At 74.7% G+C, this 22862-nt stretch carries 21 protein-coding genes; 7 read left to right on the forward strand and 14 right to left on the reverse strand.

Annotation, left to right across the window (positions count from 1 at the left end):
- Position 1 precedes the first annotated feature (1 nt).
- The 3 genes from ACWF41_RS17670 to ACWF41_RS17680 all read left to right on the forward strand — a co-directional run bounded on the left by ACWF41_RS17670 (position 2) and on the right by ACWF41_RS17680 (position 2972).
- Positions 2-1048: a FecCD family ABC transporter permease gene (locus tag ACWF41_RS17670; RefSeq protein ID WP_380325187.1), complete on the forward strand. Its 1047-nt coding sequence runs from the start codon at positions 2-4 to the stop codon at positions 1046-1048.
- Positions 1045-1851 (forward strand): ABC transporter ATP-binding protein, encoded by an 807-nt coding sequence (locus ACWF41_RS17675; RefSeq protein ID WP_380325190.1) that lies wholly within the window; start codon positions 1045-1047, stop codon positions 1849-1851. The genes ACWF41_RS17670 and ACWF41_RS17675 overlap by 4 nt, the downstream gene beginning before the upstream one ends.
- 65 nt (positions 1852-1916) lie before the next feature.
- Positions 1917-2972, forward strand: coding sequence for an iron-siderophore ABC transporter substrate-binding protein (locus tag ACWF41_RS17680; protein ID WP_380325193.1), 1056 nt, complete (start codon positions 1917-1919; stop codon positions 2970-2972).
- A gap of 78 nt (positions 2973-3050) precedes the next feature.
- Here ACWF41_RS17680 and ACWF41_RS17685 read toward each other — a convergent pair whose 3' ends face one another.
- From ACWF41_RS17685 to hrcA, 13 genes are all read right to left on the reverse strand, one after another.
- On the reverse strand, positions 3051-3848 hold the full coding sequence (locus tag ACWF41_RS17685; RefSeq protein ID WP_380321723.1) for an isoprenyl transferase: 798 nt from the start codon (positions 3846-3848) through the stop codon (positions 3051-3053).
- Positions 3848-4582: a DNA repair protein RecO gene (gene recO, locus ACWF41_RS17690; protein ID WP_380321720.1), complete on the reverse strand. Its 735-nt coding sequence runs from the start codon at positions 4580-4582 to the stop codon at positions 3848-3850. Before recO ends, ACWF41_RS17685 begins: the two co-directional genes overlap by 1 nt.
- 89 nt (positions 4583-4671) lie before the next feature.
- On the reverse strand, positions 4672-6441 hold the full coding sequence (gene leuA / locus ACWF41_RS17695; protein ID WP_380321717.1) for a 2-isopropylmalate synthase: 1770 nt from the start codon (positions 6439-6441) through the stop codon (positions 4672-4674).
- A gap of 190 nt (positions 6442-6631) precedes the next feature.
- Positions 6632-8371 (reverse strand): DUF7937 domain-containing protein, encoded by a 1740-nt coding sequence (locus tag ACWF41_RS17700; RefSeq protein ID WP_380321714.1) that lies wholly within the window; start codon positions 8369-8371, stop codon positions 6632-6634.
- A gap of 139 nt (positions 8372-8510) precedes the next feature.
- Positions 8511-10076, reverse strand: a complete 1566-nt coding sequence (locus tag ACWF41_RS17705) for an alpha/beta hydrolase family protein (RefSeq protein ID WP_380321711.1) — start codon at positions 10074-10076, stop codon at positions 8511-8513.
- 80 nt (positions 10077-10156) lie between these two features.
- Complete coding sequence (gene era, locus ACWF41_RS17710) at positions 10157-11125, reverse strand: GTPase Era (protein WP_380321708.1); 969 nt, start codon at positions 11123-11125, stop codon at positions 10157-10159.
- Complete coding sequence (locus ACWF41_RS17715) at positions 11122-12489, reverse strand: hemolysin family protein (RefSeq protein WP_380321705.1); 1368 nt, start codon at positions 12487-12489, stop codon at positions 11122-11124. Before ACWF41_RS17715 ends, era begins: the two co-directional genes overlap by 4 nt.
- Before the next feature lie 31 nt (positions 12490-12520).
- Positions 12521-12973, reverse strand: a complete 453-nt coding sequence (ybeY, locus tag ACWF41_RS17720) for an rRNA maturation RNase YbeY (protein ID WP_380321702.1) — start codon at positions 12971-12973, stop codon at positions 12521-12523.
- Positions 12974-13010: 37 nt separating this feature from the next.
- Complete coding sequence (locus ACWF41_RS17725; RefSeq protein WP_380321699.1) at positions 13011-14099, reverse strand: PhoH family protein; 1089 nt, start codon at positions 14097-14099, stop codon at positions 13011-13013.
- Positions 14100-14192: 93 nt separating this feature from the next.
- Positions 14193-14543 (reverse strand): HIT domain-containing protein, encoded by a 351-nt coding sequence (locus ACWF41_RS17730; protein WP_380321696.1) that lies wholly within the window; start codon positions 14541-14543, stop codon positions 14193-14195.
- Between the two features lie 39 nt (positions 14544-14582).
- Positions 14583-15362: a 16S rRNA (uracil(1498)-N(3))-methyltransferase gene (locus ACWF41_RS17735; RefSeq protein WP_380321693.1), complete on the reverse strand. Its 780-nt coding sequence runs from the start codon at positions 15360-15362 to the stop codon at positions 14583-14585.
- Position 15363: 1 nt separating this feature from the next.
- Positions 15364-16488, reverse strand: coding sequence for a molecular chaperone DnaJ (dnaJ, locus tag ACWF41_RS17740; RefSeq protein WP_380321690.1), 1125 nt, complete (start codon positions 16486-16488; stop codon positions 15364-15366).
- Between the two features lie 71 nt (positions 16489-16559).
- The gene (gene hrcA / locus ACWF41_RS17745) at positions 16560-17660 is read right to left on the reverse strand and encodes a heat-inducible transcriptional repressor HrcA (RefSeq protein ID WP_380321687.1); all 1101 of its coding nucleotides are present in this window, start codon (positions 17658-17660) and stop codon (positions 16560-16562) included.
- Between the two features lie 244 nt (positions 17661-17904).
- Here hrcA and ACWF41_RS17750 point away from each other — a divergent pair, with 244 nt between their 5' ends.
- The 4 genes from ACWF41_RS17750 (at position 17905) to ACWF41_RS17765 (ending at position 22396) form a co-directional block, all read left to right on the forward strand.
- Positions 17905-18105, forward strand: coding sequence for a hypothetical protein (locus ACWF41_RS17750; protein ID WP_380321684.1), 201 nt, complete (start codon positions 17905-17907; stop codon positions 18103-18105).
- Between the two features lie 86 nt (positions 18106-18191).
- Positions 18192-21083 (forward strand): ATP-binding protein, encoded by a 2892-nt coding sequence (locus ACWF41_RS17755; protein ID WP_380321681.1) that lies wholly within the window; start codon positions 18192-18194, stop codon positions 21081-21083.
- A 123-nt stretch (positions 21084-21206) separates the two neighbouring features.
- Entirely contained in the window at positions 21207-21401 is a 195-nt protein-coding gene (locus tag ACWF41_RS17760; RefSeq protein WP_380321678.1) for a hypothetical protein, read from the forward strand.
- Positions 21402-21514: 113 nt separating this feature from the next.
- Positions 21515-22396 carry a DUF3097 domain-containing protein gene (locus ACWF41_RS17765; protein ID WP_380321675.1) on the forward strand — a complete coding sequence of 294 codons (882 nt, stop codon included), beginning with the start codon at positions 21515-21517 and terminating at the stop codon, positions 22394-22396.
- A 9-nt stretch (positions 22397-22405) separates the two neighbouring features.
- On the opposite strand, the gene ACWF41_RS17770 is transcribed toward ACWF41_RS17765, so the two are convergent.
- Positions 22406-22783 carry a DUF4282 domain-containing protein gene (locus tag ACWF41_RS17770; protein WP_452182963.1) on the reverse strand — a complete coding sequence of 126 codons (378 nt, stop codon included), beginning with the start codon at positions 22781-22783 and terminating at the stop codon, positions 22406-22408.
- Between the last annotated feature and the right edge of the window lie 79 nt (positions 22784-22862).

The following is a 22862-nucleotide window of genomic DNA, read 5'->3' on the forward strand; positions in this document are numbered from 1 at the left end:
CGTGGCCGGCACCGTCCTGGACCCCTCGCCCACCCCGGTCGTCGCGCTGCGCGCCCGCCGCCGGCGCCGCCTCGTGGTCGTGCTCGCCACCCTGGCGGCGCTGCTCGTCGCCGTCGCCACGCTGGCGCTCACGCTCGGCGAGGCGTCCCTGTCCCCCGGTCGCGCCCTCGCGGCGCTGTTCGGCGCCGGCACCGACGCGGACGTGTTCGTCGTGCACCGGCTGCGGCTGCCCCGCCTCGAGACCGCGGTCCTCGCGGGCGCGGCGTTCGGCCTCGCGGGCGCGCTCTTCCAGACCACCCTGCGCAACCCGCTGGCCAGCCCCGACATCCTCGGCATCGCCAGCGGGGCGAGCCTCGGCGCCGTGTGGGCGCTGCTCGTCGCGGGGCTCACGGGCCTGGCGGTCTCCGGGGCCGCCTTCGCGGGGGCACTGCTCGTCGCGCTGGCGATCTGGCTGTTCGCGTGGCGCCGGGGGCTGCACTCCATCCGCTTCGTGCTGGTGGGCGTCGGGTTCGCCTACCTGTGCTCCTCCCTGCTCGCGTGGCTGCTGGCGAGCGCCGACGTCCGCGAGGCGCAGTCCGCGCTGCTGTGGACCGTGGGCAGCGTCGCCGACGTCCGCGGCGCCGAGCTGCTCACCCTCGCGGTGGCCGTCGTGGTGCTCGGCGCGGGGGTGGCGCTCGCGTCGCGCTGGCAGGCGCCGCTCGCCCTCGGCGACGACCACGCCCGCGCCCTCGGCGTCCGGGTCGACACCGCCCGGGTCCTCACGCTGCTGCTGGCCGTGGGCCTCGTCGCCACCGCCACGTCCTTCGTCGGGCCGCTCGCGTTCGTCGCGCTCGTCGCCCCCGCCATCGCGCGCCGGCTGGTGGACGACGGCGGCGCCGCGCTCACGGCGTCCGTCCTCACCGGCGCTCTGCTCGTGCTCGCGGCGGACGTTGTGGGCCAGCACCTGCTCTTCGGCATCCAGGCGCCCACCGGCATCGTCACCGGCCTCATCGGCGCCCCGTACCTGCTGTGGCTGCTGGCCACCGACGGAAGGAAGTCCCTCGCATGACCGACGTCACCCTGCGCGCGCACGGCGTCAGCCTGGGCTACGACGGGCGGCGCGTGATCGAGGGGCTCGACCTCGAGCTCCCCGCCGGCAGCGTCACGGCGATCGTCGGGCCCAACGCCTGCGGCAAGTCGACGCTGCTGCGCGGCCTGGCGCGCCTGCACCCGCTCGACGCCGGGCACGTCACGCTCGGCGACGAGGACGTGGCCGCGCTGTCCCGCAAGGAGCTCGCGCGGCGGGTGGGTGTGCTCCCCCAGGCCTCGATCGCCCCCGACGGCGTGCGGGTGGCAGAGCTGGTGGCGCGCGGCCGCTACCCGCACCAGGGCTGGTTCGGGCGGCACAGCTCGACGGACGACGCGGCGGTGCTCCGCGCGCTGGACGCCACCGGCGTCGCCGACCTCGCCGACCGCCCCGTGGCGGAGCTCTCCGGCGGGCAGCGCCAGCGCGTGTGGATCGCGATGGTGCTGGCGCAGGAGACCGACATCGTGCTGCTCGACGAGCCCACCACGTACCTCGACGTCGCCCACCAGGTGGACCTGCTCGACCTGCTGTCCGAGCTGAACCGCACCCGCGGCACCACCGTCGTCATGGTGCTGCACGAGCTGAACCTCGCCGCCCGGTACGCCGACCACCTCGTGGTGATGAGCGCCGGGCAGGTCGTCGCGGAGGGCCGGCCCGGGGACGTCCTCACCGAGGAGTCGGTCCTCGCCGCGTTCGGGCTGCGCTCCCGCGTGGTGCCCGACCCGGTGTCGGGCACGCCACTCGTCGTACCCCTCGGCCGCACGCACAGCGGAGCGAGTATGTAGGTTAGGCTTTCCTCACCTACCGTCCCTCTCGCGCCGCACCGGCGCGAGCACACCGAGGAGAACCCGTGCGTCTTCGCCGTCCTCTCGTCGCCACCGCCGCGCTCGCGGCGACCGTCGCCCTGACCCTCGCCGGCTGCGCCTCCGGCGACTCCCCCGAGGGCGACGGCTCCGCCGCCCCGAGCGGGTCGGCGTCCGGCGCCACCGACGAGTTCCCGATCACCGTCGAGCACGCCTTCGGCAAGACCGTGATCGACGAGGCGCCCGAGCGCGTCGCCACCTGGGGCTGGGGCTCCACCGAGGCCGCGATCTCCGTCGGCGTGTACCCCGTGGCCGTGGCCGAGCAGGTCTGGACCGTCGGTGAGGACGCGCTGCTCCCCTGGGTCGAGGACGCCTACGACGAGGCCGGCGTCGCCAAGCCCACCATCCTCGACGACCCCGAGGCCGGCGCCTCCGTGCCCTACGAGGAGTTCGTCGAGGCGAAGCCCGACCTCATCGTGGCGCCGTACTCCGGCCTCACCAAGGAGCAGTACGACGTCCTGTCGGACATCGCCCCCGTCGTGGCCTTCCCGGACACGGCCTGGACCACGCCGTGGGACGACACGATCCGCATCACCGCGCAGTCGCTGGGCCGCTCCGCCGCCGGCGACAAGGTGCTCGCCGACATCGACGACTTCGTCGCCGACAAGGCCGCCGAGCACCCCGAGTTCGCCGGCAAGACCTTCGCGGCCGTCGTCGACTCGCCCACCGAGGGCAAGGTGTACGTGTACCCGCAGGCCGACCCGCGCGCCGGCTTCCTCGAGGGCCTCGGTGTGAAGGTCGCCCCGTCGGTGGCCGAGCTCGACACGTCGAACGGCGGGTTCTTCTACGCCCTGTCGTACGAGGAGCTCGACAAGCTGACGTCCGACTTCGTCGTCGACTACGCCTACACGCCCGAGGACGCGAAGGCGTTCCTCACCAAGAAGGAGCTGCAGGCGATCCCGGCCGTCAAGGCGGGCAAGGTCGCGCAGATCGTCGGCACCGCGCCCGTGTCGTCGGTCTCTCCGCCCACCGCGCTGTCCGTGTACTGGGAGGAGGGCTTCCCTGCCCTCGTCGACTCCATGGCGAAGGTGCTCGGCGACTGACGCCGCCGCCCGGACGTACCGAGACCCCCGTCCGCTCCTCGGAGCGGACGGGGGTCTCGGCGTTCCCGACCGACGGGCTCAGTCGGCGTCGGGAGTGTCCACCGCGCCGCCGTAGCGCCGGTCGCGGCGGGCGAACTCCTCGACCGCGCGCCACAGGTGCCGGCGGTCGACGTCGGGCCAGGGCTCGGGCAGGAAGACCATCTCCGCGTACGCGGCCTGCCAGATCATGAAGTTGGACGTGCGCTGCTCCCCCGACGAGCGCAGGAACAGGTCGACGTCGGGCAGGTCTGGCTCGTCGAGGTACCTCTGGATCGTCTTCTCCGAGACGCGCGCGGGGTTGAGCTTCCCGGCGGCGGCGTCGCGCGCGATGGCGGCCGCGGCGTCGGCGATCTCCGCCCGGCCGCCGTAGTTGACGCACATGGTCAGGGTGCAGCGGTCGTTCTCCTTGGTCATCTCCTCGGCGACCTGCAGCTCCTTGATCACCGACCCCCACAGCTTCGGCCGGCGGCCCGCCCAACGGATGCGCACGCCCCACGACGACATCTCGTCGCGGCGCCGGCGGATGACGTCGCGGTTGAAGTTCATGAGGAACTTCACCTCGTCCGGCGACCGCTTCCAGTTCTCCGTGCTGAACGCGTACGCCGACACGTGCTTGACGCCGATCTGCACGGCGCCCGCCACGACGTCGAGCAGCGACTTCTCGCCCTGCTTGTGCCCCTCCACCCGCGGCAGCCCGCGCGCGTTGGCCCAGCGGCCGTTGCCGTCCATGACGATCGCCACGTGGTTCGGCACGAACTGCGCCGGGATGCTCGGCGGCGTCGCCCCCGAGGGGTGCGGGTAGGGCTCGGCGTACCGAGCGTCGGGGGTGCGGGGCATCAGGCCTCTCTCTCGATCATGCGCAGGGAACGCAGCGTGCGCTCCAGGTAGTACTGGGAGTAGGCCGCGACCAGCCCGGACGCCTCGGTGCGGTGGCGCGCGTCGGAGGCGTCCGCCGTCTCCCAGTCGCCGCCGAGCAGCGCGCCCAGCAGCGCGAACGTCTCCGGGGCGGGCGCCGTCGAGCCGGGCGGGCGGCAGCGCGAGCAGACCGCCCCGCCCTGCCCCACGGAGAACGCGTGGTGCGGGCCGGGTTCGCCGCAGCGGGCGCAGTCGGTGAACGACGGCGCCCAGCCGGCGACGGCGAGCCCGCGCAGCAGGTACGAGTCGAGCACCAGGCCCGGGGCGTGCGCGCGCTCCGACAGGGCCCGCAGCGCCCCGGCGAGGAGCCAGTACTGCTGCACCGCGGGCTCGTGCTCGGCGGCAACCAGGCGGTCGGCCGCCTCGAGCATCGCCGCGCCGGACGTGTACAGGGCGTAGTCCTCGCAGATGGCGCGGGCGTACGGGCCCACGGTCTCCACCTGCGTCACGGTGTCGAGGTTCCGGCCGGTGTGCAGCTGCACGTCCACGACCATGAACGGCTCCAGCCGGGCTCCGAAGCGCGACGACGTGCGCCGCACCCCCCGCCCCACCCCGCGCACCTTGCCGTGCTCGCGGGTCAGGAACGTCACGATGCGGTCCGCCTCGCCCAGCTTGTGGGTGCGCAGCACGATCGCGTCGTCTCGGTACAGGGGCACGGCCCTATTGTCCCAGCCCCCACCCACGAAAGCTGTCAGGGCCAGGGGGAGGTATACCCCGCCCTGGCCCTGACAACTCGCAGGACCGGTCAGCCGCGGGCGGCGCGGTTCACGGCGGAGACGACCGCCTTGAGCGACGCGGTGGTGATCGACGGATCGATGCCGACGCCCCACAGCACGTCGTCGCCCACCTGGCACTCGACGTAGGCCGCGGCAGTGGCGTCGCCGCCCTCGGACAGCGCGTGCTCGGCGTAGTCCAGCACGCGCACGTCCACGCCGACCTTCGAGATCGCGTCGACGAACGCCGCGAGCGGGCCGTTGCCGGTGCCCTCGAGGGTCACGGCCTGCCCGTGGTCGACAACGTCGACGGCCAGCGCGGTGGCGCCACCCTCGGCCGACGTGGTCCGCGTCTCGCGCAGGCGCAGGCGGCCCCACGGCTCCAGGCCCCGCGCGTCGTGCTCCTCGACGGGCAGGTACTCGTCGCTGAACATGCGCCAGATGTCGGAGCCCGTGACCTCGCTGCCCTCGGCGTCGGTGTAGTGCTGCACGACGCCGGAGAACTCGATCTGCAGGCGACGGGGCAGGTCCAGCGAGTGCTCGGTGGACAGCAGGTAGGCGATGCCGCCCTTGCCGGACTGCGAGTTCACCCGGATCACGGCCTCGTACGACCGGCCCACGTCCTTCGGGTCGATCGGCAGGTACGGGACGCCCCACGTGAGGTCGTCCACGGCCTTGCCCTCGTCCACGGCGCGGGCCGCCATGTGCTCGAAGCCCTTCTTGATCGCGTCCTGGTGCGAGCCGGAGAACGCGGTGAAGACCAGGTCGCCCACGTACGGGTGCCGCTCGTGCACCGGGATCTGGTTGCAGTGCTCCACGGTGCGGCGAATGCCGTCCATGTCGGAGAAGTCGATCTGCGGGTCGATGCCCTGGCCGAACAGGTTCATGCCCAGGGTCACCAGGTCGACGTTGCCGGTGCGCTCGCCGTTGCCGAACAGGCAGCCCTCGATGCGGTCGGCGCCGGCCTGGTAACCCAGCTCGGCGGCCGCGACGGCGGTGCCGCGGTCGTTGTGCGGGTGCAGCGACAGCACGACGTGCTCGCGGAATGCCAGGTTCCGGTTCATCCACTCGATCGAGTCGGCGTAGACGTTCGGGGTGGCCATCTCCACCGTGGCCGGCAGGTTGATGATCACGGGCCGCTCGGCGGTGGGCTCCAGCACCTCCAGCACCTCGTTGCAGATGCGGGCGGCGAACTCGAGCTCCGTGCCGGTGTACGACTCGGGCGAGTACTCGTAGTAGACCGTCGTCTCGGGGATGGTCTCCTCGAGCTTGCGACACAGGCGCGCGCCCTGCAGGGCGATGTCGACGATGCCGTCCATGTCGCTGCGGAAGACGACCTCGCGCTGCAGGATCGACGTCGAGTTGTAGATGTGCACGATCGCCTGCTTGGCACCGCGGATCGCGTCGTAGGTGCGCTCGATGAGGTGGTCGCGGCACTGGGTGAGCACCTGGATGACCACGTCGTCCGGGATGCGGCCCGTGTCGATGAGCTGGCGGACGAAGTCGAAGTCCGTCTGCGATGCGGACGGGAAGCCGACCTCGATCTCCTTGTAGCCCATCTGCACGAGCAGGTCGAACATGCGCAGCTTGCGCTCGGCGTCCATCGGCTCGATGAGGGCCTGGTTGCCGTCGCGCAGGTCGACGGCGCACCAGCGCGGGGCCTTGGTGATGCGCTGGTCGGGCCACGTGCGGTCCGGCAGGTCGACGCGGATCTGCTCGTGGAAGGGGACGTAGCGCGTGTACGGCATCCCGGAGGGGCGCTGCGGGTTGGCGCCGGCGATGCCGTCGGGGTGGTGGGTCATGGTGTCGCGTCCTTCGGTGGGGGCTCGGTGACCGTGGTCCCGGGTTCGGGACCGGCGGTCGTGACCAGTCGGCCGGCACGCCACAACCTCCGCGACGGGGGGTCCGGCCTTAGAGGGCCCCGCCGCGGCACCGAAGGAGGAGGCTCACCGTGCGATGCACGCTGCCACGGTACACCTTCGACACGGCCCGTCAGCGCCGTGACCGCAGAGCGGCGTCGACGGCCGGGTCGCCCAGCGCGCCGAGCCAGTCGAGCAGCGCCGGGTACGTCGACGGGTTCGCCGCGACGTACGACCGCAGGTACGGCGCCTCCGCCGCGATCCGCGCCAGGTCGGCGAGCGGCGTGGCCGGGTCCATCGCCTGGGCGGCGCTCCAGCCGGGCGCCGCCGGCGCCTTGGCCGCGGGCGCCTGCACGGGCGGCAGCACCTGGGTGGAGTCCGGCGCCTGCTGGGCGCGCACCGGCTCCATCTGCTGGGTCGCGTCGATCGGGCGGCCGGCAGGCGCGGGCCGGGTCGCGGCGGTCGGGGCCGAGGCCGGGCGCGCCGTCGGCGCCACGGAGGAGTTTGCGGAGGAGGGTGCGGAGGAGGGCGCGGAGGAGGGCGCTGACGCCGGCCTGGCCGCGTCCGGGGCGGCGGTCGACGGCGCGACGACCGCGACCGGCACGGCCTCGTCGAGGGTGCGCTCCGGGGCGGCGGGCTCACCGACCGCGCCCGAGGCTCCAGGGGCCTCCGAGGCCCGGGGTGCCTCCGGCGCCGAGGCGACCAGCTCGCGGACCGACGGCGGCACCAGCAGGACGGCCAGGGCCACGCCGGGCAGCCCGAACGCGACCAGCAGCTCCTCCACGTTGGACTGCGTGCCCAGCCCGGCGCGCGCGACGACGATGACCAGGCCCAGCACGACGAGGACGCAGGCGGCGCCGACGGCGGTGACGTGGCCGGAGCGCGGGTCGCGGGCCAGGGAGCGCCGCGCGGCGAACGCCACGGCGACCATGAGCACCCCGACGACGAGGCGCAGCACGAGAGCCACGGCGACGCCGTCGTCGATGATCCGGACCAGCGCCACCAGCGCCACGAACGCCGCGACGAGCGCCACCAGGCCGAGGGCCCGCTCGGCCACGGCGACCCAGCGCCGCGCGCGCACGTCGTCGGGCTCGTCGGCGGTGCGCGCGCCGTCGTCGACGATGCGTCGCGCGGTGACGGCGGCGACCACGGGCAGCAGGAGCAGGCCGAGGCGCTGCTCGTGCACGCTCTCGAACCACGGGCGCAGGTTGCCGCCGGAGAACAGGACGAGCTCGAGGGCCACCGCGCCGCCCAGGGCGAGCAGCACGTAGCCGGCGGACAGGTCGCCCGAGCGCAGGTAGGTGCCGACCGTGAACCACAGGACGCCGAGCACCACGAGGGCGTTGAGGGTGCCGACGACGGTCGTGGTCCAGGCGGCTCCCTGCAGGAGCGAGGCGACCGGCGTGGCGAGGGTGCCGAGCGCGACCACCCCGGCGACCACGGCCGGCAGGTGCACCCAGCGGCTCGCCGCCGCGAGCGCGGCGCCGGCCAGGCCGACGGCGAGGCCGGCCCCGACCCCGCCCGCGGCGTCGGCGGGCGCCGTCGCGTCCAGCACGAGGTACACGAGGGCGACGACCGCGTACGGGACGCAGGCGATCGCGACGGTGCGGCGCGCGGTCAGGACGTCCCAGCCGGCGGGCCCGATGCCGCCGCGGCGCAGGTACGGGGCGGCGACCGCGAGGAGCGCCAGCACCGTGACGAGCACGATCTCGAGGCGGTCGCTGCCGCGGTGCGCGTGGTCCCACGGGAGCGGCAGCGCGACGAGCAGCGCGAACGCCGCCACGACGTCGCGCACGAGCTCACGGACCGGCACCCCGCCGAACGGCGAGCGCTCCTGCTCGGGTGCGGCGTCGGTGGTTCCGGGATCGGTCATGCGGGCGTCTCCATGGTGCTCCGGGGGCGGGCGGCGGCGGGGGCACGCCTCAGTCCCGTTTCTACCCGACTCAGCGCCCCGGCGTCGTGTCCCGCGCGGGCGGGTTGGTCACACCGCCCGCGCCGCGACCCGTGCCGGCTCAGATGCCGAGCTGGTAGACACCCCAGTACGCCAGGGTGCACAGCAGGACGAGCGAACCGGCCAGGGTGCACCAGAAGGTCACGACCGCGGGCCAGCCCTGCGCGACGGCCACGTCCGCGCCGCCTCGGCGGGCGGCGCGGGCGTCGGACACCCGCCGGATCACGAGCGCCCCGGCCACCGCCGTCGCGACGCCGAGCAGGCGCACGACGATCCACCCGCCCTGCACGACGAGGCCGTCGCGCTCGTAGTCCAGGGCCAGCCGTGCGACGGAGACGAGATAGAACACGAGCGCCGCCATCGTCGCGACGGCGCCCAGACCGAGCCCCAGCAGGGACGAGCGCAGCCCGCGGGCGAGCCGCGGCGCCGTCGTCGTCGAGCGTCGCAGCACGACGCGCCGCACGAGCGCGTGCACCGCCCAGACCAGCGGCCCGAGGACCAGCAGCCCGATGCCCGCGATCACGGTGCCCACGACGATGTCGCCGTTGCCCCACCAGAACGGCTGCGGCACCGCGGAGGCGAGGTAGAGCTGGTTCGGGGTGTCGCCGGCGACGCGCGGCGGGGCGCTGGCCGTGCCCGGCATCCCCTGGATCCACGTGGCCACGTCCCGCGCGAAGTCGGGGTGCAGGTGGAACTCGCCGTCCACGGGCACGTTGATGCCGTGGTTCGCGCCCTGGTAGTACCGGACGGTCACCGGGGCGTCGTCGCCGTTCACGGAGGTGTCGGCGATGACCTGCCGGGCGCCCTGCTCGATCGGCATCGACGGGTCCGCCGTGCCGTAGACCACGAGCACGGGCGCGGTCTGCTTCTCGAGCCACGGGCGCACGTCGAAGTCGGCGTACTCGAACCCGCCGCCGGGCAGCTGCATGCCCACCGCCCGCGGGATGGCGCGGAACACCTGCTGGGGCACGCCGGTGTTGCGCAGGTAGCTGTCGACGGCGAAGGCGGCCTGCTGGCGCGGCGGCACGACGGGGGCGGACACCAGGACGGTGAACGCGATCTCCGGGTCCTTCGCCTGCATGACCGGCACGATCCACGTGCCCTCGGACTCGCCGTAGACCCCCACCTGGTCCGGGTCCACCCCGTCGACCGTGCGCAGGAGCTGGACCGAGCGCTCGTAGTCGCCCGCCATCGCGACGTAGTCCCGGTCGCGGGTGGTGTAGGTGTCGAGGCGCTTGTCGGGCACCAGGGTGACGACGCCCGCGCTCGCGAGGGCCGTGGCCGACTCGATGAAGGCGACCGTGGACTTGCCCGTGCCGGCGCCGTGCACGTAGACGACGCCGGGCCGGTCGTCCAGGGGCGCGCCGTCCTCGCCGAGGGGCTGGCGGAGCAGGCCCTGCACGACGACGCCGTCGAGCGGGATCGTGACGGTGGTCTCGCGGACCTCGAACTCCCCCACCTCGCCGATGTCGGCGGCCGGGTCCACGCCGCCGATCGACGTGTCGGACGTCGCGGGGACGAGATGGTCGGTCACGGGCACCGGGTCCCACTGCGGGCCGGCCACCGCCCCGGTCAGTGCCAGGCCCACCAGGATCGCCGCCGTCGTCGCAATAGTCCGGAACACCACGTGGCGATGCTACTCGGCGCCCACGGCGCGGACGGCCCGGAAATCCCCCGCGGCCTCGGAGGACGTCCCCCGTACCCCGGTCAGAACCCCAGGCGCTGGAGCTGCTTGGGGTCGCGCTGCCAGTCCTTGGCGACCTTGACGTGCAGATCGAGGTACACCCGCGTGCCGAGCAGCTTCTCGATCCCCTTGCGGGCGGTGGTGCCCACCTCGCGCAGGCGAGACCCGCCCTTCCCGATGACGATCGCCTTCTGGCTCTCCCGCTCCACGAACAGGTTCACCCGCACGTCGAGCAGCGGCGGGCGACCCTTCGCGGGGTCGCCGGTGCCCTCCCGCTCGAGGATCTCCTCGACCACCACGGCCAGGGAGTGCGGCAGCTCGTCGCGGACGCCCTCCAGGGCGGCCTCGCGCACCAGCTCGGCGACCATGACCTGCTCGGGCTCGTCGGTCAGCTCGCCGCCGGGGTACAGCTCCGGCCCCTCGGGCAGGTGCGCGACCAGGACGTCGGTGAGCTCGTCCACCTGGTAGCCGTCGCGCGCCGAGACGGGCACGATGGCGGACCAGTCGCGGTCGATCGAGCGCGCGAGCTCGTCGACGGCCAGGAGGTGCTCCATCAACCGGCCGCGGTCGACCAGGTCGGACTTGGTCACGACGGCGACGACGGGCACCGCGCGCCGGCCCTCCATGAGCGGCGCGAGCTGGGTCGCGATGTACCGGTCGCCGGGGCCGATCTTCTGGTCGGCGGGCAGGCAGAACGCGATGACGTCGACCTCGCCGAGCGTGTCCTGCACCAGCGTGTTGAGCCGCTCGCCGAGCAGCGTGCGCGGGCGGTGCAGCCCGGGGGTGTCCACCAGGACGAGCTGGGCGTCGTCGCGGTGCACGATGCCGCGGATGGTGTGCCGCGTGGTCTGCGGCCGCGCCGACATGATCGCGACCTTCTCCCCCACCAGGGCGTTGGTGAGCGTCGACTTGCCGACGTTCGGCCGCCCCACGAGGCAGGCGAAGCCGGAGCGGTGCGGGGCGTCGCCGGGGCGCGCGGGTTCGGTGGTCATGCGTGGGCTTCCTTCTGGTCTGGCGGTGCGAACCTGTCGCCCGCTGCTGTGTCGTCGTCCGTGGGTGCCGCGCGCTCCACGCGCAGCGTGGCGAGCTGCTTGCGCCGGCCCTCGACGCGGTCGGCCACGAGGTGCAGGCCGCCGACGTCGGCCGTCGCGCCGGTGAGCGGCACCTTGCCGAGCGCCTTGGCGAGCAGGCCGCCGGCGGTGTCCACGTCGTCGTCGTCGAGCCGCAGGTCGAACAGCTCCCCGAGCTCGTCGACGGGCATCCGGGCGGAGACGAGGAACGTGCCGTCCCCCAGGTCCTCCGGCTCGACGACGGGCGCGGTGTCGTGCTCGTCGGTCAGCTCGCCGACCAGCTCCTCGATGACGTCCTCGACGGTGACGAGGCCGGCGATGCCACCGTACTCGTCCACGACGAGGGCGATGTGGGAGCGGGAGGCCTGCATCTCGCGCAGCAGCTCGTCCGCGGGCTTCGACTCGGGCACGAACACGGCGTCGCGAGCGACGTCGACCACGGGCCGGGAGCCCGCGCCGGGCTCGTTCTCCAGCACCCGCGCGACGTCCTTGAGGTAGGCGACGCCGACGAGGTCGTCGACCTCCTCGCCGACGACGGGCACGCGCGAGTACCCGGAGCGCAGGAAGAGCCGCATGGCCTTGCGCAGCGGCGTCGCCGCCGTCACCGTCACCATGTCGGTGCGGGGCACCATCACCTCGCGGGTCAGGGTGCCGCCGAGCTCGACGACCGAGCGGATGAGCTCGCGCTCGGCGTCCTCGATCGCGTCGTTGTCGCGCACGCGCTCGGCCACCTCGCGCAGCGCGTCCTCGCCCGGGTCGTGCTCGCCGTCGCGCTCCGCGGCGCGGCCCGCGGCCCGCTCGCTGGTGCGGTCGGTGAGCCAGGCCGCGCCGCGGTGCACCGCGGACAGCGGGCCCGCCAGGGCCAGGAGCACCGGGAGCGGGCGGCGCAGGCCGAGGGCGCGCGGGCTCAGGCGCACGAAGACGACGCCCGCCGCGAGGCCCACGACCGCGGCGACCAGCAGCACCTGCCACCAGGTGTCGAACCAGTCCGCGATCATCAGGGTGGCCGCGGCGAGGGCGACGGTCTCGGCGAAGACGCGCACGAGCGCGAACGCCGCCACGGACGCCGGCGGGTCCACGACCAGCCCCTGCACGGCCCGCAGCCGCGCGAGCCGGGTGCGGCGCGCGGTCGTCGTGAGCTCCTCGGACGTCTCCGCGTCGATCACGGCGTCCGCCACCGAGGTGCGCGTGATCCGCAGCACGGCGGCCTCGCCCGCGGACAGCATCCCCGCGAGGGCGAGCGCGACCAGCGCCACCAGGGCCAGCAGCAGCTCGGGTCCGTCCATCAGCGGGTCCCCCGGTCCATCACCCGGTCCGTCACCGACCGGCGAGGAACGTGAGCAGGAGGCGTCGCTGCAGCGCGAACATCTCCTTCTCCTCCTCCGGCTCGGCGTGGTCGTAGCCGAGCAGGTGCAGGATGCCGTGCGTGGTCAGGAGCAGCAGCTCCTCCGCCGTCGAGTGGCCCGCGACCTTCGCCTGCTGGGCCGCCACCTCCGGGCAGAGCACGACGTCGCCGAGCGTGCCGGGCGGCGTCTCCTCGTCCTCGCGGCCGGGGCGCAGCTCGTCCATCGGGAACGACAGCACGTCCGTGGGCCCTGGCTCGTCCATCCACTGCACGTGCAGCTCCGTCATGACCGTCGTGTCGACGAACATGATCGACAGCTCGCTGCGCGGGTGCACGTGCAGCGCGTCCAGCACGAACCGTCCCAGCGCCGCGAACTCGGCCTCGTCGACCTCGACGCCCGACTCGTTGGCTACCTCGATGCTCATGGGCGCTCGCCCCGTCCACTCGCTGCGACCTCGATGCTCATGACCTGCGTGCCCCTCGTTCGTGCGGGCCGCGGCCCTGTCGTGCTTGTCGTCCCTGGTCCGGTCGCGCCGTCGCGACGTCCCACCGCGCGTACGCGTCGATGATGTCGCTGACCAGCTTGTGCCGCACCACGTCCGCCGAGGTCAGCCGGCAGAACTCGACGTCGTCGACGCCGGTGAGGATGTCCTCGACGACCCGCAGGCCCGACGTCGTGCCGCCGGGCAGGTCGACCTGCGTGGCGTCGCCGGTGATGACCATCGTCGAGCCGAAGCCGAGGCGGGTGAGGAACATCTTCATCTGCTCGGCGGAGGTGTTCTGCGCCTCGTCAAGAATGATAAAAGAATCGTTCAAGCTTCTTCCGCGCATATAGGCGAGGGGCGCCACCTCGATCGTGCCGGCCTCGATGAGCCGCGGGATCGCGTCGGGATCCATCATGTCGTGCAGCGCGTCGTACAGGGGCCGCAGGTACGGGTCGATCTTGTCGCTCAGGGAGCCGGGCAGGAAGCCGAGCTTCTCCCCCGCCTCGACCGCCGGTCGGGTGAGGACGATGCGGTTCACGCGCTTGGCCTGCAGCGCCTGCACGGCCTTGGCCATCGCGAGGTAGGTCTTGCCGGTGCCCGCCGGGCCGATGCCGAACGTGATCGTGTTCGCGTCGATCGCCTCGACGTAGTGCTTCTGGCCCACCGTCTTGGGGCGGATGGTGCGGCCGCGGCTCGACAGGATGTTGAACGTGAGCACCTCGGCCGGTCGCTGCGCGGAGGCCGCCGTGAGCATCTGGACCGAGCGCGCCACGACCTCGGGGGTCAGCGGGGTGCCCGACTCGACCACCTCGACGAGCTCGTCCAGCAGGCGGGAGACGAGGGCGACCTCGCCGGCGGGGCCGCTCACCACGATCTCGTTGCCGCGCGCGTGCACGTCGACGCCGGGGAACCCGTCCTCGACGGCCCGCAGCACGGAGTCCCTGCTGCCGAGCAGGGCCACCATCGGTACGTGCGTGGGCACCACGATGCGGTGCTCGGTGGACCGTTCGGCGTGCGCGGCCGACGCGCCGGGGGTGCCGGAGGCGGCGTGGGGTGTCGATGTCATGGGGCCGGCTGCGCCGGGGCCCTCCTTCGCGAGACGAGTTCGTGGGCGACACGAGTCTATCGAGCGGGCGCCCGCCCCGGCACGCGGTTTACCTCAGGCGGGGGTCCAGCCGAGCTTCGCGCCGGCCAGCACGTGGCCGTGCACGTGGAAGACGCTCTGCCCGGCGCGGGGGCCGGAGTTGAAGATGAAGCGGTACTGGCCGTCGGCGAGGTCGCCGGCCACGCGGTCGGCCAGCCCGACCACCTCGGCCAGCAGGGCCGGGTCCGCGGCGGCGAGCGTCGCGACGTCGCCGTGGTGCTCCTTCGGCACCACCAGCACGTGCACCGGGGCCTTCGGGTCGATGTCGCGGAACGCGATCACGCAGTCCGAGGTGGCGACCACGTCCGCGGGCAGGTCGCCGGCGACGATCTTGCAGAACAGGCAGTCGGTGGTGGCGCTCGTCATGCCCCGGACGTTACCGCGCCGGGCCGCCTCCCCGCCCGGTCAGGCCCAGCGCCCGAGCCGCTCGCTGAGCAGCGCGACGGCGACCGGACCGGCCGTGGACGTGCGCAGCACGTGCGGGCCGAGCCGCGCGGTCACGGCACCCGCCTCCTCGAGCGCGGCCACCTCCGCGTCGGAGATACCACCCTCCGGCCCGACGACGACGAGCAGGGCCGGCGGGGCCGACGGGTCCGACGACGGCACGGGCAGCGCAACCCCCGCGAGCGGCGTCGTCGCGTCCTCGTGCAGCACGACGGCGCCGCCGCCGGCCGCGACGACCTCGCGGACGCGGGCGGCGAGCTGGCGCGTGGTGACCGGCTCCGCCACGGGCGGCAGGCACGCGCGGCGCGCCTGCTTCACGGCCGAGCGCACGGTGGCGACCCACTTGGCGTGCGACTTCGCGGCCCGCTGCCCGCGCCACACGACGACGGACCGGTCGGCCTGCCACGGCACCACGGCGTCGACCCCGACCTCGACGGCGGCCTCCACGGCCAGCTCGTCCCGGTCGCCCTTGGCGAGCGCCTGCACCAGCGTGAGCATGACGGCGGGCGCGGGCTCCGCGACCACCTCGTCGACGCGCAGTCGCACCTCGCCGCCCTCGACGGCGTCGACCACGCAGCGCAGCCGCGTGCCCGCGCCGTCGACGACGTCCATCCGCTCCCCCGGACCCCGGCGCTGCACGACGCCCGCGTGCCGCCCCTCCGCGCCGTCGAGCACGTAGACGTCGCCCGCGGACAGCGCGCCGAGCGCGCCGCCGTCGGCGAGGAAGACGGGGGCGCTCACGTCAGCGGCCGCTCAGCTTGTCCCGCAGCCGCGAGAAGACGCCCGGGTGCGCCGCGGTCAGCCGCGGCTCGGGGCGCTCCTCGCCGCGCAGCGCGGCCAGCGAGCGCAGCAGCTCCGTCTGCTCCTCGTCCAGGCCGGAGGGCACCTGGACCTCGACGTGCACGTTGAGGTCGCCGCGCCCGCCCGCGTGCAGGTGGCCGACGCCGAGGCCCTTGAGCGTCACGACCTGCCCCGGCTGGGTGCCCGGGCGCAGGTCGATCTCCTGCTGGCCGTCGAGGGTCTCCAGGTCGAGGACGGTGCCGAGCGCGGCCGCCGTCATCGGCACCTGCAGGGTGCAGTGCAGGTCGTCGCCGCGGCGCACGAACGTGTCGTGCGGCTTCTCGCGGATCTCGACGTACAGGTCGCCGGCGGGGCCGCCGCCGGGGCCGACCTCGCCCTGCGAGGTCAGCTTGATGCGCGTGCCCGTGTCGACGCCGGCCGGCACGTTGACCGTGAGGGTGCGGCGCGAGCGCACGCGCCCCTCGCCGGAGCAGTCGGCGCACGGCTCGGGGATCACGGTGCCGAAGCCCTGGCAGGCGGCGCAGGGCGCGGTCGTCATGACCTGGCCGAGGAAGGAGCGCGCCACGCGCTGCACGTTGCCGCGGCCCTGGCAGACGTCGCAGGTCTTGAGGTCGGTGCCGGGGCGGCAGCCGTTGCCGCCGCAGGTGCCGCACACGACCGCGGTGTCCACCTGCAGCTCGCGCTTGGCGCCGAACGCGGCCTCGGCGAGGTCGATGTCCATGCGCACGAGGGCGTCCTGGCCGCGGCGGGCGCGGGGCACGGGCCCGGCGGGCTGGCCGCCGCCGCCGAAGAACGTCTCGAAGATGTCCTGGAAGCCGAACCCGTTGCCGAAGCCGGCGCCCGCGCCACCCGACGGCGAGCTCGGGTCCACGCCCATGTCGTACTGCTGGCGCTTGTCCGGGTTGGACAGCACCTCGTAGGCGCGGGCGACGTCCTTGAAGCGATCCTCGCCGGCCTCGCCGGCGACGTCGGGGTGCAGCTCGCGGGCGAGCTTGCGGTACGCCTTCTTGATCTGCTCGGCCGAGGCGTCGCGGGGGACGCCCAGGATCTCGTAGTAGTCGGTCACAGGTCTCTCTTCGGTGACGTGTCGGTGACGTGCACGGTCAGGTCGTGTGGGTCAGGGTTCGCCGGGGGCCGTCAGCTGGGCAGCACCCGGGACAGGTAGCGGGCGACGGCGCGCACCGAGGCGATCGTGCCCGGGTAGTCCATCCGGGTGGGGCCGATGGACCCCAGGATGGCCACCGTGTCGCCGTCGCTGCCGTAGCCGGAGGCGACGACGGAGGTCTCGGTGAGGCCGTCGAGGCGGTTCTCGTGGCCGATGCGGATGCCGACCCCGGGGCCGGACCCCGGGGCGGGCTCGGTGGCCAGCTCGGTGAGGAGCCCGAGCAGCACCACCTGCTCCTCGAGGGCCTCGAGCACCGGGCTGAGGCCCTGCTCGAAGCGCATCTCGGCGCGGGCGAGGTTGGCGGTGCCGGCGAGGACGATGCGGTCCTCGCGCTGCGCGCCGAGCGTGTCGACCACCAGGTCCGCGATCCCGCGGGCCAGCGGGGCCAGCTCGGCGTCCAGCCCTGCCACCACGCGCGCGAACGCCTCCGGCAGGTCCGTGAGGCGCCGCCCCGCGGCGGCCGCGTTGAGGCGGCCGCGCAGCTCGCCGAGCGTGCCCTCGTCGAGGGCCCCCGGGTCGGGAGCCGGCCCGGCGGGCGAGTCCACCGCGACGACGGCGGGCTCGGCCCCCGGCCCCGCGCCGACGTCGAGGAAGCGCTGCTCCACGCGGCCGGTGTCCGTGATCACGACGACCAGCAGGCGCGCGCCCCCGACGGGGACGAGCTCCAGGTGCCGCAGCCCGGACACGCGCAGGGACGGGTACTGGACCACGGCGACCTGCCCCGTGAGCTGGGCGATGAGGCGCCCGGCGCGGCCGAGCACGTCGTCCATGTCGATCGCCTCGGACAGGAACGTCTCGATGGCCCGCCGCTGGGGGCTGGTCAGGGGGCGCACCTCCGCGAGGCGGTCGACGAAGAGCCGGTACCCCTTGTCGGTGGGGATGCGGCCGGCCGAGGTGTGCGGCTGGGCGATGTACCCGGCCTCCTCGAGCGCGGCCATGTCGTTGCGGATGGTGGCGGGCGAGACGCCGAGGCCGTGCCGCTCCGTGAGCACGCGCGACCCCACCGGCTCGCGCGTGTGGACGTAGTCCTCCACGATCGCGCGCAGCACGGCCAGCCGACGTTCCTCGCTCACGGTCCTCCCTCGCCTCGCGCACGCTTAGCACTCTCGTATCCCGAGTGCCATCCTACGCGGGGTCACGACAGGTCCGCGGGCGACCCGCCCGGCACGCCCCGGCCGCCGTCTGAGGTACCTACGGCGGCGTCTGAGGTACCCCCCGCCGCGAAGATGCGGCACCTGACCGATCCGCCGCCGTACCTCAGGAGCCGAGGGTGGAACCACCGGCAGCCACCGGGGCTTCGGGCGAAGGAGATCCGTGATGAACGAGTTCCTGTACTACGACGAGTTCCGTCTCCGCGAGGCGGAGGCCGAGCAGACGCTCCTGCGGGACGTCGAGCGTCGGGAGGCCCTGACGGGCGGCGACCGCCGCGGCCGCGGCCGTGTGGCCGCCCGCCGCCGGGCCGACCGCCGCGTGTGGGGCCTCCTGACGGCGGGCACGAGCCGGTCCTGGACGCTGTGACCGCGGCCGTGGCACCCGGCGAGGAGCACGTCTCGCCGGTCGGTGCGACCCCGGCGGACAGCGCGCCGGCCTGGCACGATGACGAGGTGCCCGCCACCTCGACCGGGTCGGCCCTCGGGCCGCACCCCACCACTGGATCCCGACCGCCCATGATCGGTCGCGAGGCCGAGCTCGCCGCCCTCCGCGACGCGTTCGCCGCAGCCCTCGACGGTTCCGGCGGCACGGTCGTGGTGGGCGGCGAGGCGGGTATCGGCAAGACCCGGCTCGTGGCCGAGTTCCTGACCGGGCTCGCCGGGCTCCCCGACGCCGCGGGCGGCGCCCTCGTGCTGCGCGGGCAGTGCGCCGACTCCGGCTCCGGCCCCCTCCCCTACGCTGCGCTCACCGGCGTCCTCGCCGACGTGGTCGACGCGCTCGGGCCCGAGGCCACCCTGGACGCGGCGGGCCCCGCCGCCGACGCCCTCGGCACGCTCGCCCCCGCGCTCGTCGAGGTGCGGCGCGACGTCGACCACGGCCGCCTGCCCGAGGTGCTCGCCGACCTCGTCTCGACCGTGTCCGCGACGCGGCCGGTCGTCCTCGTGCTCGAGGACCTGCACTGGTCCGACGACGTGACCCGGACCGTCGTCGCCCGGCTGGCCCGGACCGCCCCGCGCTCGACCCTTCTCGTCGTCGCCACCTACCGCAGCGACGACGTCGGACGACGCCACCCGCTGCGCACCACGCTCGCCGAGCTGGAACGCTCCCGCCTGGCCGCCCGCGTCGAGCTGGCCCGCCTGGACGCCGCCGACGCCGCGCGCCTGGTCACGACCCTCGTCACGACGCGCGGCCCCGGCCGCGAGCTGCCCGGCCCGGTGCTCGGCGAGCTCGCGGAGCGCTCCGAGGGCGTCCCGTTCTACGCGGAGGAGCTCGCGGCGTTCGCGGGCGAGGCGATGCCGACGTCCCTGCGCGACCTGCTGCTGCTGCGCTACTCCGCCCTGAGCGACGGCGCCCGGACCTTCTGCCGCACGGTGGCGGCGGCCGGCCAGCACGCCCCCCACGCCCTGCTCACCGCGATGCTCGGCGAGGACGGGCTCGACGCCGCCGAGCCCGCCGCGCGCGAGGCCGTCGAGGCGCACGTGCTCGTGCCCGACGGCGACGGCTACCGGTTCCGCCACGCCCTCATGCAGGAGGCGGTCGACCACGAGCTGCTCCCCGGGGAGGCGCGCCGCCTGCACGCCGCGTGCGCCCGCGCGCTCGAGGAGGGCGGCCGCACGCTCGCGGACGCCGCGGCCGCCGCCGACCACTGGTGGCGGGCCCGCGTGCCCGACCGCGCGCTGGCCGCCGCGGTCCAGGTCGTCGCGACGGCGGAGCCGGACGGCGCCACGTCGACGGCCGTCGCGGCGGGCGAGCGCGCCCTGGAGCTGTGGGACCTGGTCCCGGACGCGGACGGCGTGGCGGGGCAGCACCGCGCGTCGCTGCTGCGCCACGTCGCCGCCGCGCTCCAGGACGCCGCGCAGGTGGACCGGGCGGCCGGCCTCGCGCGGGAGTCCGTCGCGGAGTGGCCGGCCGACGACCCGGCCGGGCGGGCGCAGGCCCTCTCCACGCTCGCGCACGTCCTCGGCAAGACGGCCGACCCCGCCTCCGACAGCCTGCTCGACGAGGCGCTGGCCCTGCTGCCCGCGGACGACCACGCGGGCCGGGCCCCCCTGCTCCGGCTCAAGGCCCGCAACGCGATGATGGACGCGCGCGACGCCGCGGCGGTCGCGGCCGCCGACGAGGCGCTCGCCGCCGCACGTGCGGTCGGGGACACGCGGAACGCCTCCCTCGCGCTCAACATGCGGGCCATGGGCCGGATCAACGGCGGGGACCTGGGCGGGCTCGAGGACCTCGACCTGTCGGGCGTGGTCGCGGGCGACGACTGGCGGGCCCAGTGCCACTACTACACGAACGCCGCGGACATCCGCCTCAAGCTGGGCCGGTACGCCGAGGCGGAGGCCCTGGCCGACGCCGGCGCGCGGCTGGCGCGCACACTCGGCGCGGGGTGGGCCACCCGCGCCATGCTCGAGGGGAACGTGGCCGAGGCGTGGATCGAGCTGGGCCGGTGGTCGGACGCCGCGGACTGGTACGAGCGGTCGGTACCGCTCATCGACGTCAGCGACTACTCCGTCTACCTGGGCGAGCGGTGGACGTGGCTGACGATGTGGCGAGGCGACGTCGAGGCGGCGCAGGCCCGCGCCCGCGCGCACCGCGCGACCTGGCTGCGCTTCGGCCGGATGGAGGAGCAGATCCGGGCACGGGTCGCCGGGACGCTGGCGGAGCTCGCCCTCCTGCGCGACGACCTCGACGACGCGCTCGACCTCGTCTCCGTCGCGCTCGACGAGGGCTCGCTGTCCGCCTACTACCGCCTGTCCGTCCTGGCGGTGGCCGCCCGCGTGCTCGAGCGTGCGCGCGCCGCCGGCCGCCCGGTGGACGCCGCCCCGTACCGGGCCGCGCTCGCGACCTGCGCGTCGTGGCCGACGTACCCCGCGTGGGCGGCCGTGTTCGCCGCCGAGCTGGGCGACGGGTCCTGGGAGGCCGTCCTGGCCGCCGACGGGTCCGCCGTCCTGCGGCCCTACGCCCTGTTCCGCGACGGCGAGTCCCTGCTCGCCACGGGCGACCGCCAGGCCGCCCGGGCGCGCCTCGAGGCCGCGGTCGAGGCGGCCGAGGGCATCGGGTGCGGGCTCGTCGCCGACCAGGCGCGGGCGCTCCTCGACGAGGCAGGCCTGGCCCGCGGGGCCCGGCGTGACGGAGCCCGCGACGGGGCGGGCGCAGGGCGGTCGCTCACCGACCGCGAGCGACAGGTGCTGGAGCTCGTCGCCGACGGGCTGACGAACGGGCAGATCGCCGAGCGCCTGTTCATCAGCCGCAAGACGGCGTCGGTCCACGTGTCCGCCATCCTGCGCAAGCTCGGGGTGGCCAGCCGTACCGAGGCGGCCGTCGTCGCGCGCTCGGAGACCGCCTGAGCCCTCCGGACGACCGCTCCGACGTCGCCCGACGCACCTGTACACATGCCCAGAGCAGTCGTGTACGGACCGCCGAGGTGCCCCCTCTCTAGCCGTGTCACCGCACCCGGCTGGGAGGCCATCATGGATCCGCACGTGTACGACATGCTCTTCGAGCGCCGGCAGGAGGAGCTGGAGCGCGAGGTCGCGCTGCGCCGTCTGGCGCACGAGCTCCGCGCGTCGCGGCGGGCGCTCCGGGACGATGCCGTCGCACCCGCCCCGCGGAGGTCCCGGCGTCGCGCCGCGGCTGCCGTGCTGCACCTGCCCCGACACGCCTGAACCGCACCCGCACGTCCTCGCACCACCCCGCGCGCGCCGCCCGTCCCGACCGGGCGGCGCGTGCCGCGTGTCGGGACCGCCCGCGGCGTGGCCCCGACCGTAGGCTCGCCGCCGTGCACGACCGCTACGGCTCCGACGTCCTGTCCTCCGCCGGCTCCCGCGCCCCGGGCGCGCCGGACGGCTCCGCCCACCACCGCCGACGGCCCGTCTCGCGGCCCCGGGCGGCGGAGCACGGCCTCGTCGTCGAGGAGGTCACCTCGGGCTGGGTGGGCGCCGTCGTGCGCGTCGAGAAGTCGGGCGGGATGCACCTCGTGGTGCTCGAGGACCGGCGCGGCCGCACCCGGTCGTTCCCCCTCGGGCCCGGGTTCTGGGTGGACGGGCAGCCCGTCGAGCTCACCGCGCCCGTGACCCGGCGCGCCCCGGAACGACCGACGCGCACGGCGTCGGGCTCAGTGGCCGTGCACGACCAGCGGGCGCGCGTCGCACGCGGCAGCCGCATCTGGGTGGAGGGCAAGCACGACGCCGAGCTGGTCGAGAAGGTGTGGGGCGACGACCTGCGTGTCGAGGGCGTGGTGGTCGAGATGCTCGACGGCGTCGACAACCTCGCCGACGCCCTCGACGAGTTCGCCCCGACCGCCGAGCGCCGCGTCGGGGTGCTGGTGGACCACCTGGTGCCCGGCTCGAAGGAGCGCCGTCTGGCCGACGACGCGTTGCGCCGGGTGCCGCGCGGGACCGTGCTGGTGCTCGGCCACCCGTACGTCGACGTGTGGCAGGCGGTGAAGGCCGAGCGCCTGGGCCTGGCGTCGTGGCCGAGGATCGAGCGCGGCACGGAGTGGAAGCGCGGGATCCTGCGCGAGCTGGGCTGGCCGGCGGCGTCGACCGAGGACGTGGGCCGCGCCTGGCAGCGGATCCTCGGGACCGTGCGCGACTACCGCGACCTCGACCCGGCCCTGCTGGGCCGGGTCGAGGAGCTGATCGACTTCGTCACGGCGTGAGGCGCGACGTCAGGAGACGCCGTCCCGCTTCGCGTACGCGTTGACCTTCTCCGAGACCGAGATCACGGCGACGAAGAACTCGAGCGTGATGCGCGCGAGCGCCAGGTACACCAGCGCGATGATCCACGCGAAGACGAGGTAGAGGATCCCCGCCCAGATGGACTGCGAGAACGTCGCGACGAGGCCCGAGAGCCAGCCGAGCGCGACGAGCACCGTGACGACGATGTAGATCACCCTCACCACGCTGGGCGTGATGTAGCGGCTGAACGAGTAGTCGAACAGGGCGCCGAAGAACCCGCCGCCGTCCCCGCCCGGCAGGTGCGGGCCCGCGGCCACGGACCGGTCCGGCGGGTACTCCGTGCCGGGGTACAGGCCCGGGTCCGGCATCTGCCCCTCGTACGGCTGCTGCGCCGGCGTGTACGGCCGGTCCCCGTAGGGCGGCTGCCCGCCGTACGGCCCGCCGCCC

The sequence above is a fragment of the Isoptericola sp. NPDC055063 genome (genome assembly GCF_053608125.1).

Bases quoted from the DNA above. Each gene is read 5' to 3' on its own strand.
- ACWF41_RS17675 (WP_380325190.1), top strand. From the start codon at position 1,045: ATGACCGACGTCACCCTGCGCGCGCACGGCGTCAGCCTGGGCTACGAC.
- ACWF41_RS17685 (WP_380321723.1), bottom strand. From the start codon at position 3,848: ATGCCCCGCACCCCCGACGCTCGGTACGCCGAGCCCTACCCGCACCCC.
- leuA (WP_380321717.1), bottom strand. From the start codon at position 6,441: ATGACCCACCACCCCGACGGCATCGCCGGCGCCAACCCGCAGCGCCCC.
- ACWF41_RS17700 (WP_380321714.1), bottom strand. From the start codon at position 8,371: ATGACCGATCCCGGAACCACCGACGCCGCACCCGAGCAGGAGCGCTCG.
- era (WP_380321708.1), bottom strand. From the start codon at position 11,125: ATGACCACCGAACCCGCGCGCCCCGGCGACGCCCCGCACCGCTCCGGC.
- ACWF41_RS17715 (WP_380321705.1), bottom strand. From the start codon at position 12,489: ATGGACGGACCCGAGCTGCTGCTGGCCCTGGTGGCGCTGGTCGCGCTC.
- ybeY (WP_380321702.1), bottom strand. From the start codon at position 12,973: ATGAGCATCGAGGTAGCCAACGAGTCGGGCGTCGAGGTCGACGAGGCC.
- ACWF41_RS17725 (WP_380321699.1), bottom strand. From the start codon at position 14,099: ATGACATCGACACCCCACGCCGCCTCCGGCACCCCCGGCGCGTCGGCC.
- ACWF41_RS17730 (WP_380321696.1), bottom strand. From the start codon at position 14,543: ATGACGAGCGCCACCACCGACTGCCTGTTCTGCAAGATCGTCGCCGGC.
- ACWF41_RS17750 (WP_380321684.1), top strand. From the start codon at position 17,905: ATGAACGAGTTCCTGTACTACGACGAGTTCCGTCTCCGCGAGGCGGAG.
- ACWF41_RS17760 (WP_380321678.1), top strand. From the start codon at position 21,207: ATGGATCCGCACGTGTACGACATGCTCTTCGAGCGCCGGCAGGAGGAG.
- ACWF41_RS17770 (WP_452182963.1), bottom strand. From the start codon at position 22,783: ATGCCGGACCCGGGCCTGTACCCCGGCACGGAGTACCCGCCGGACCGG.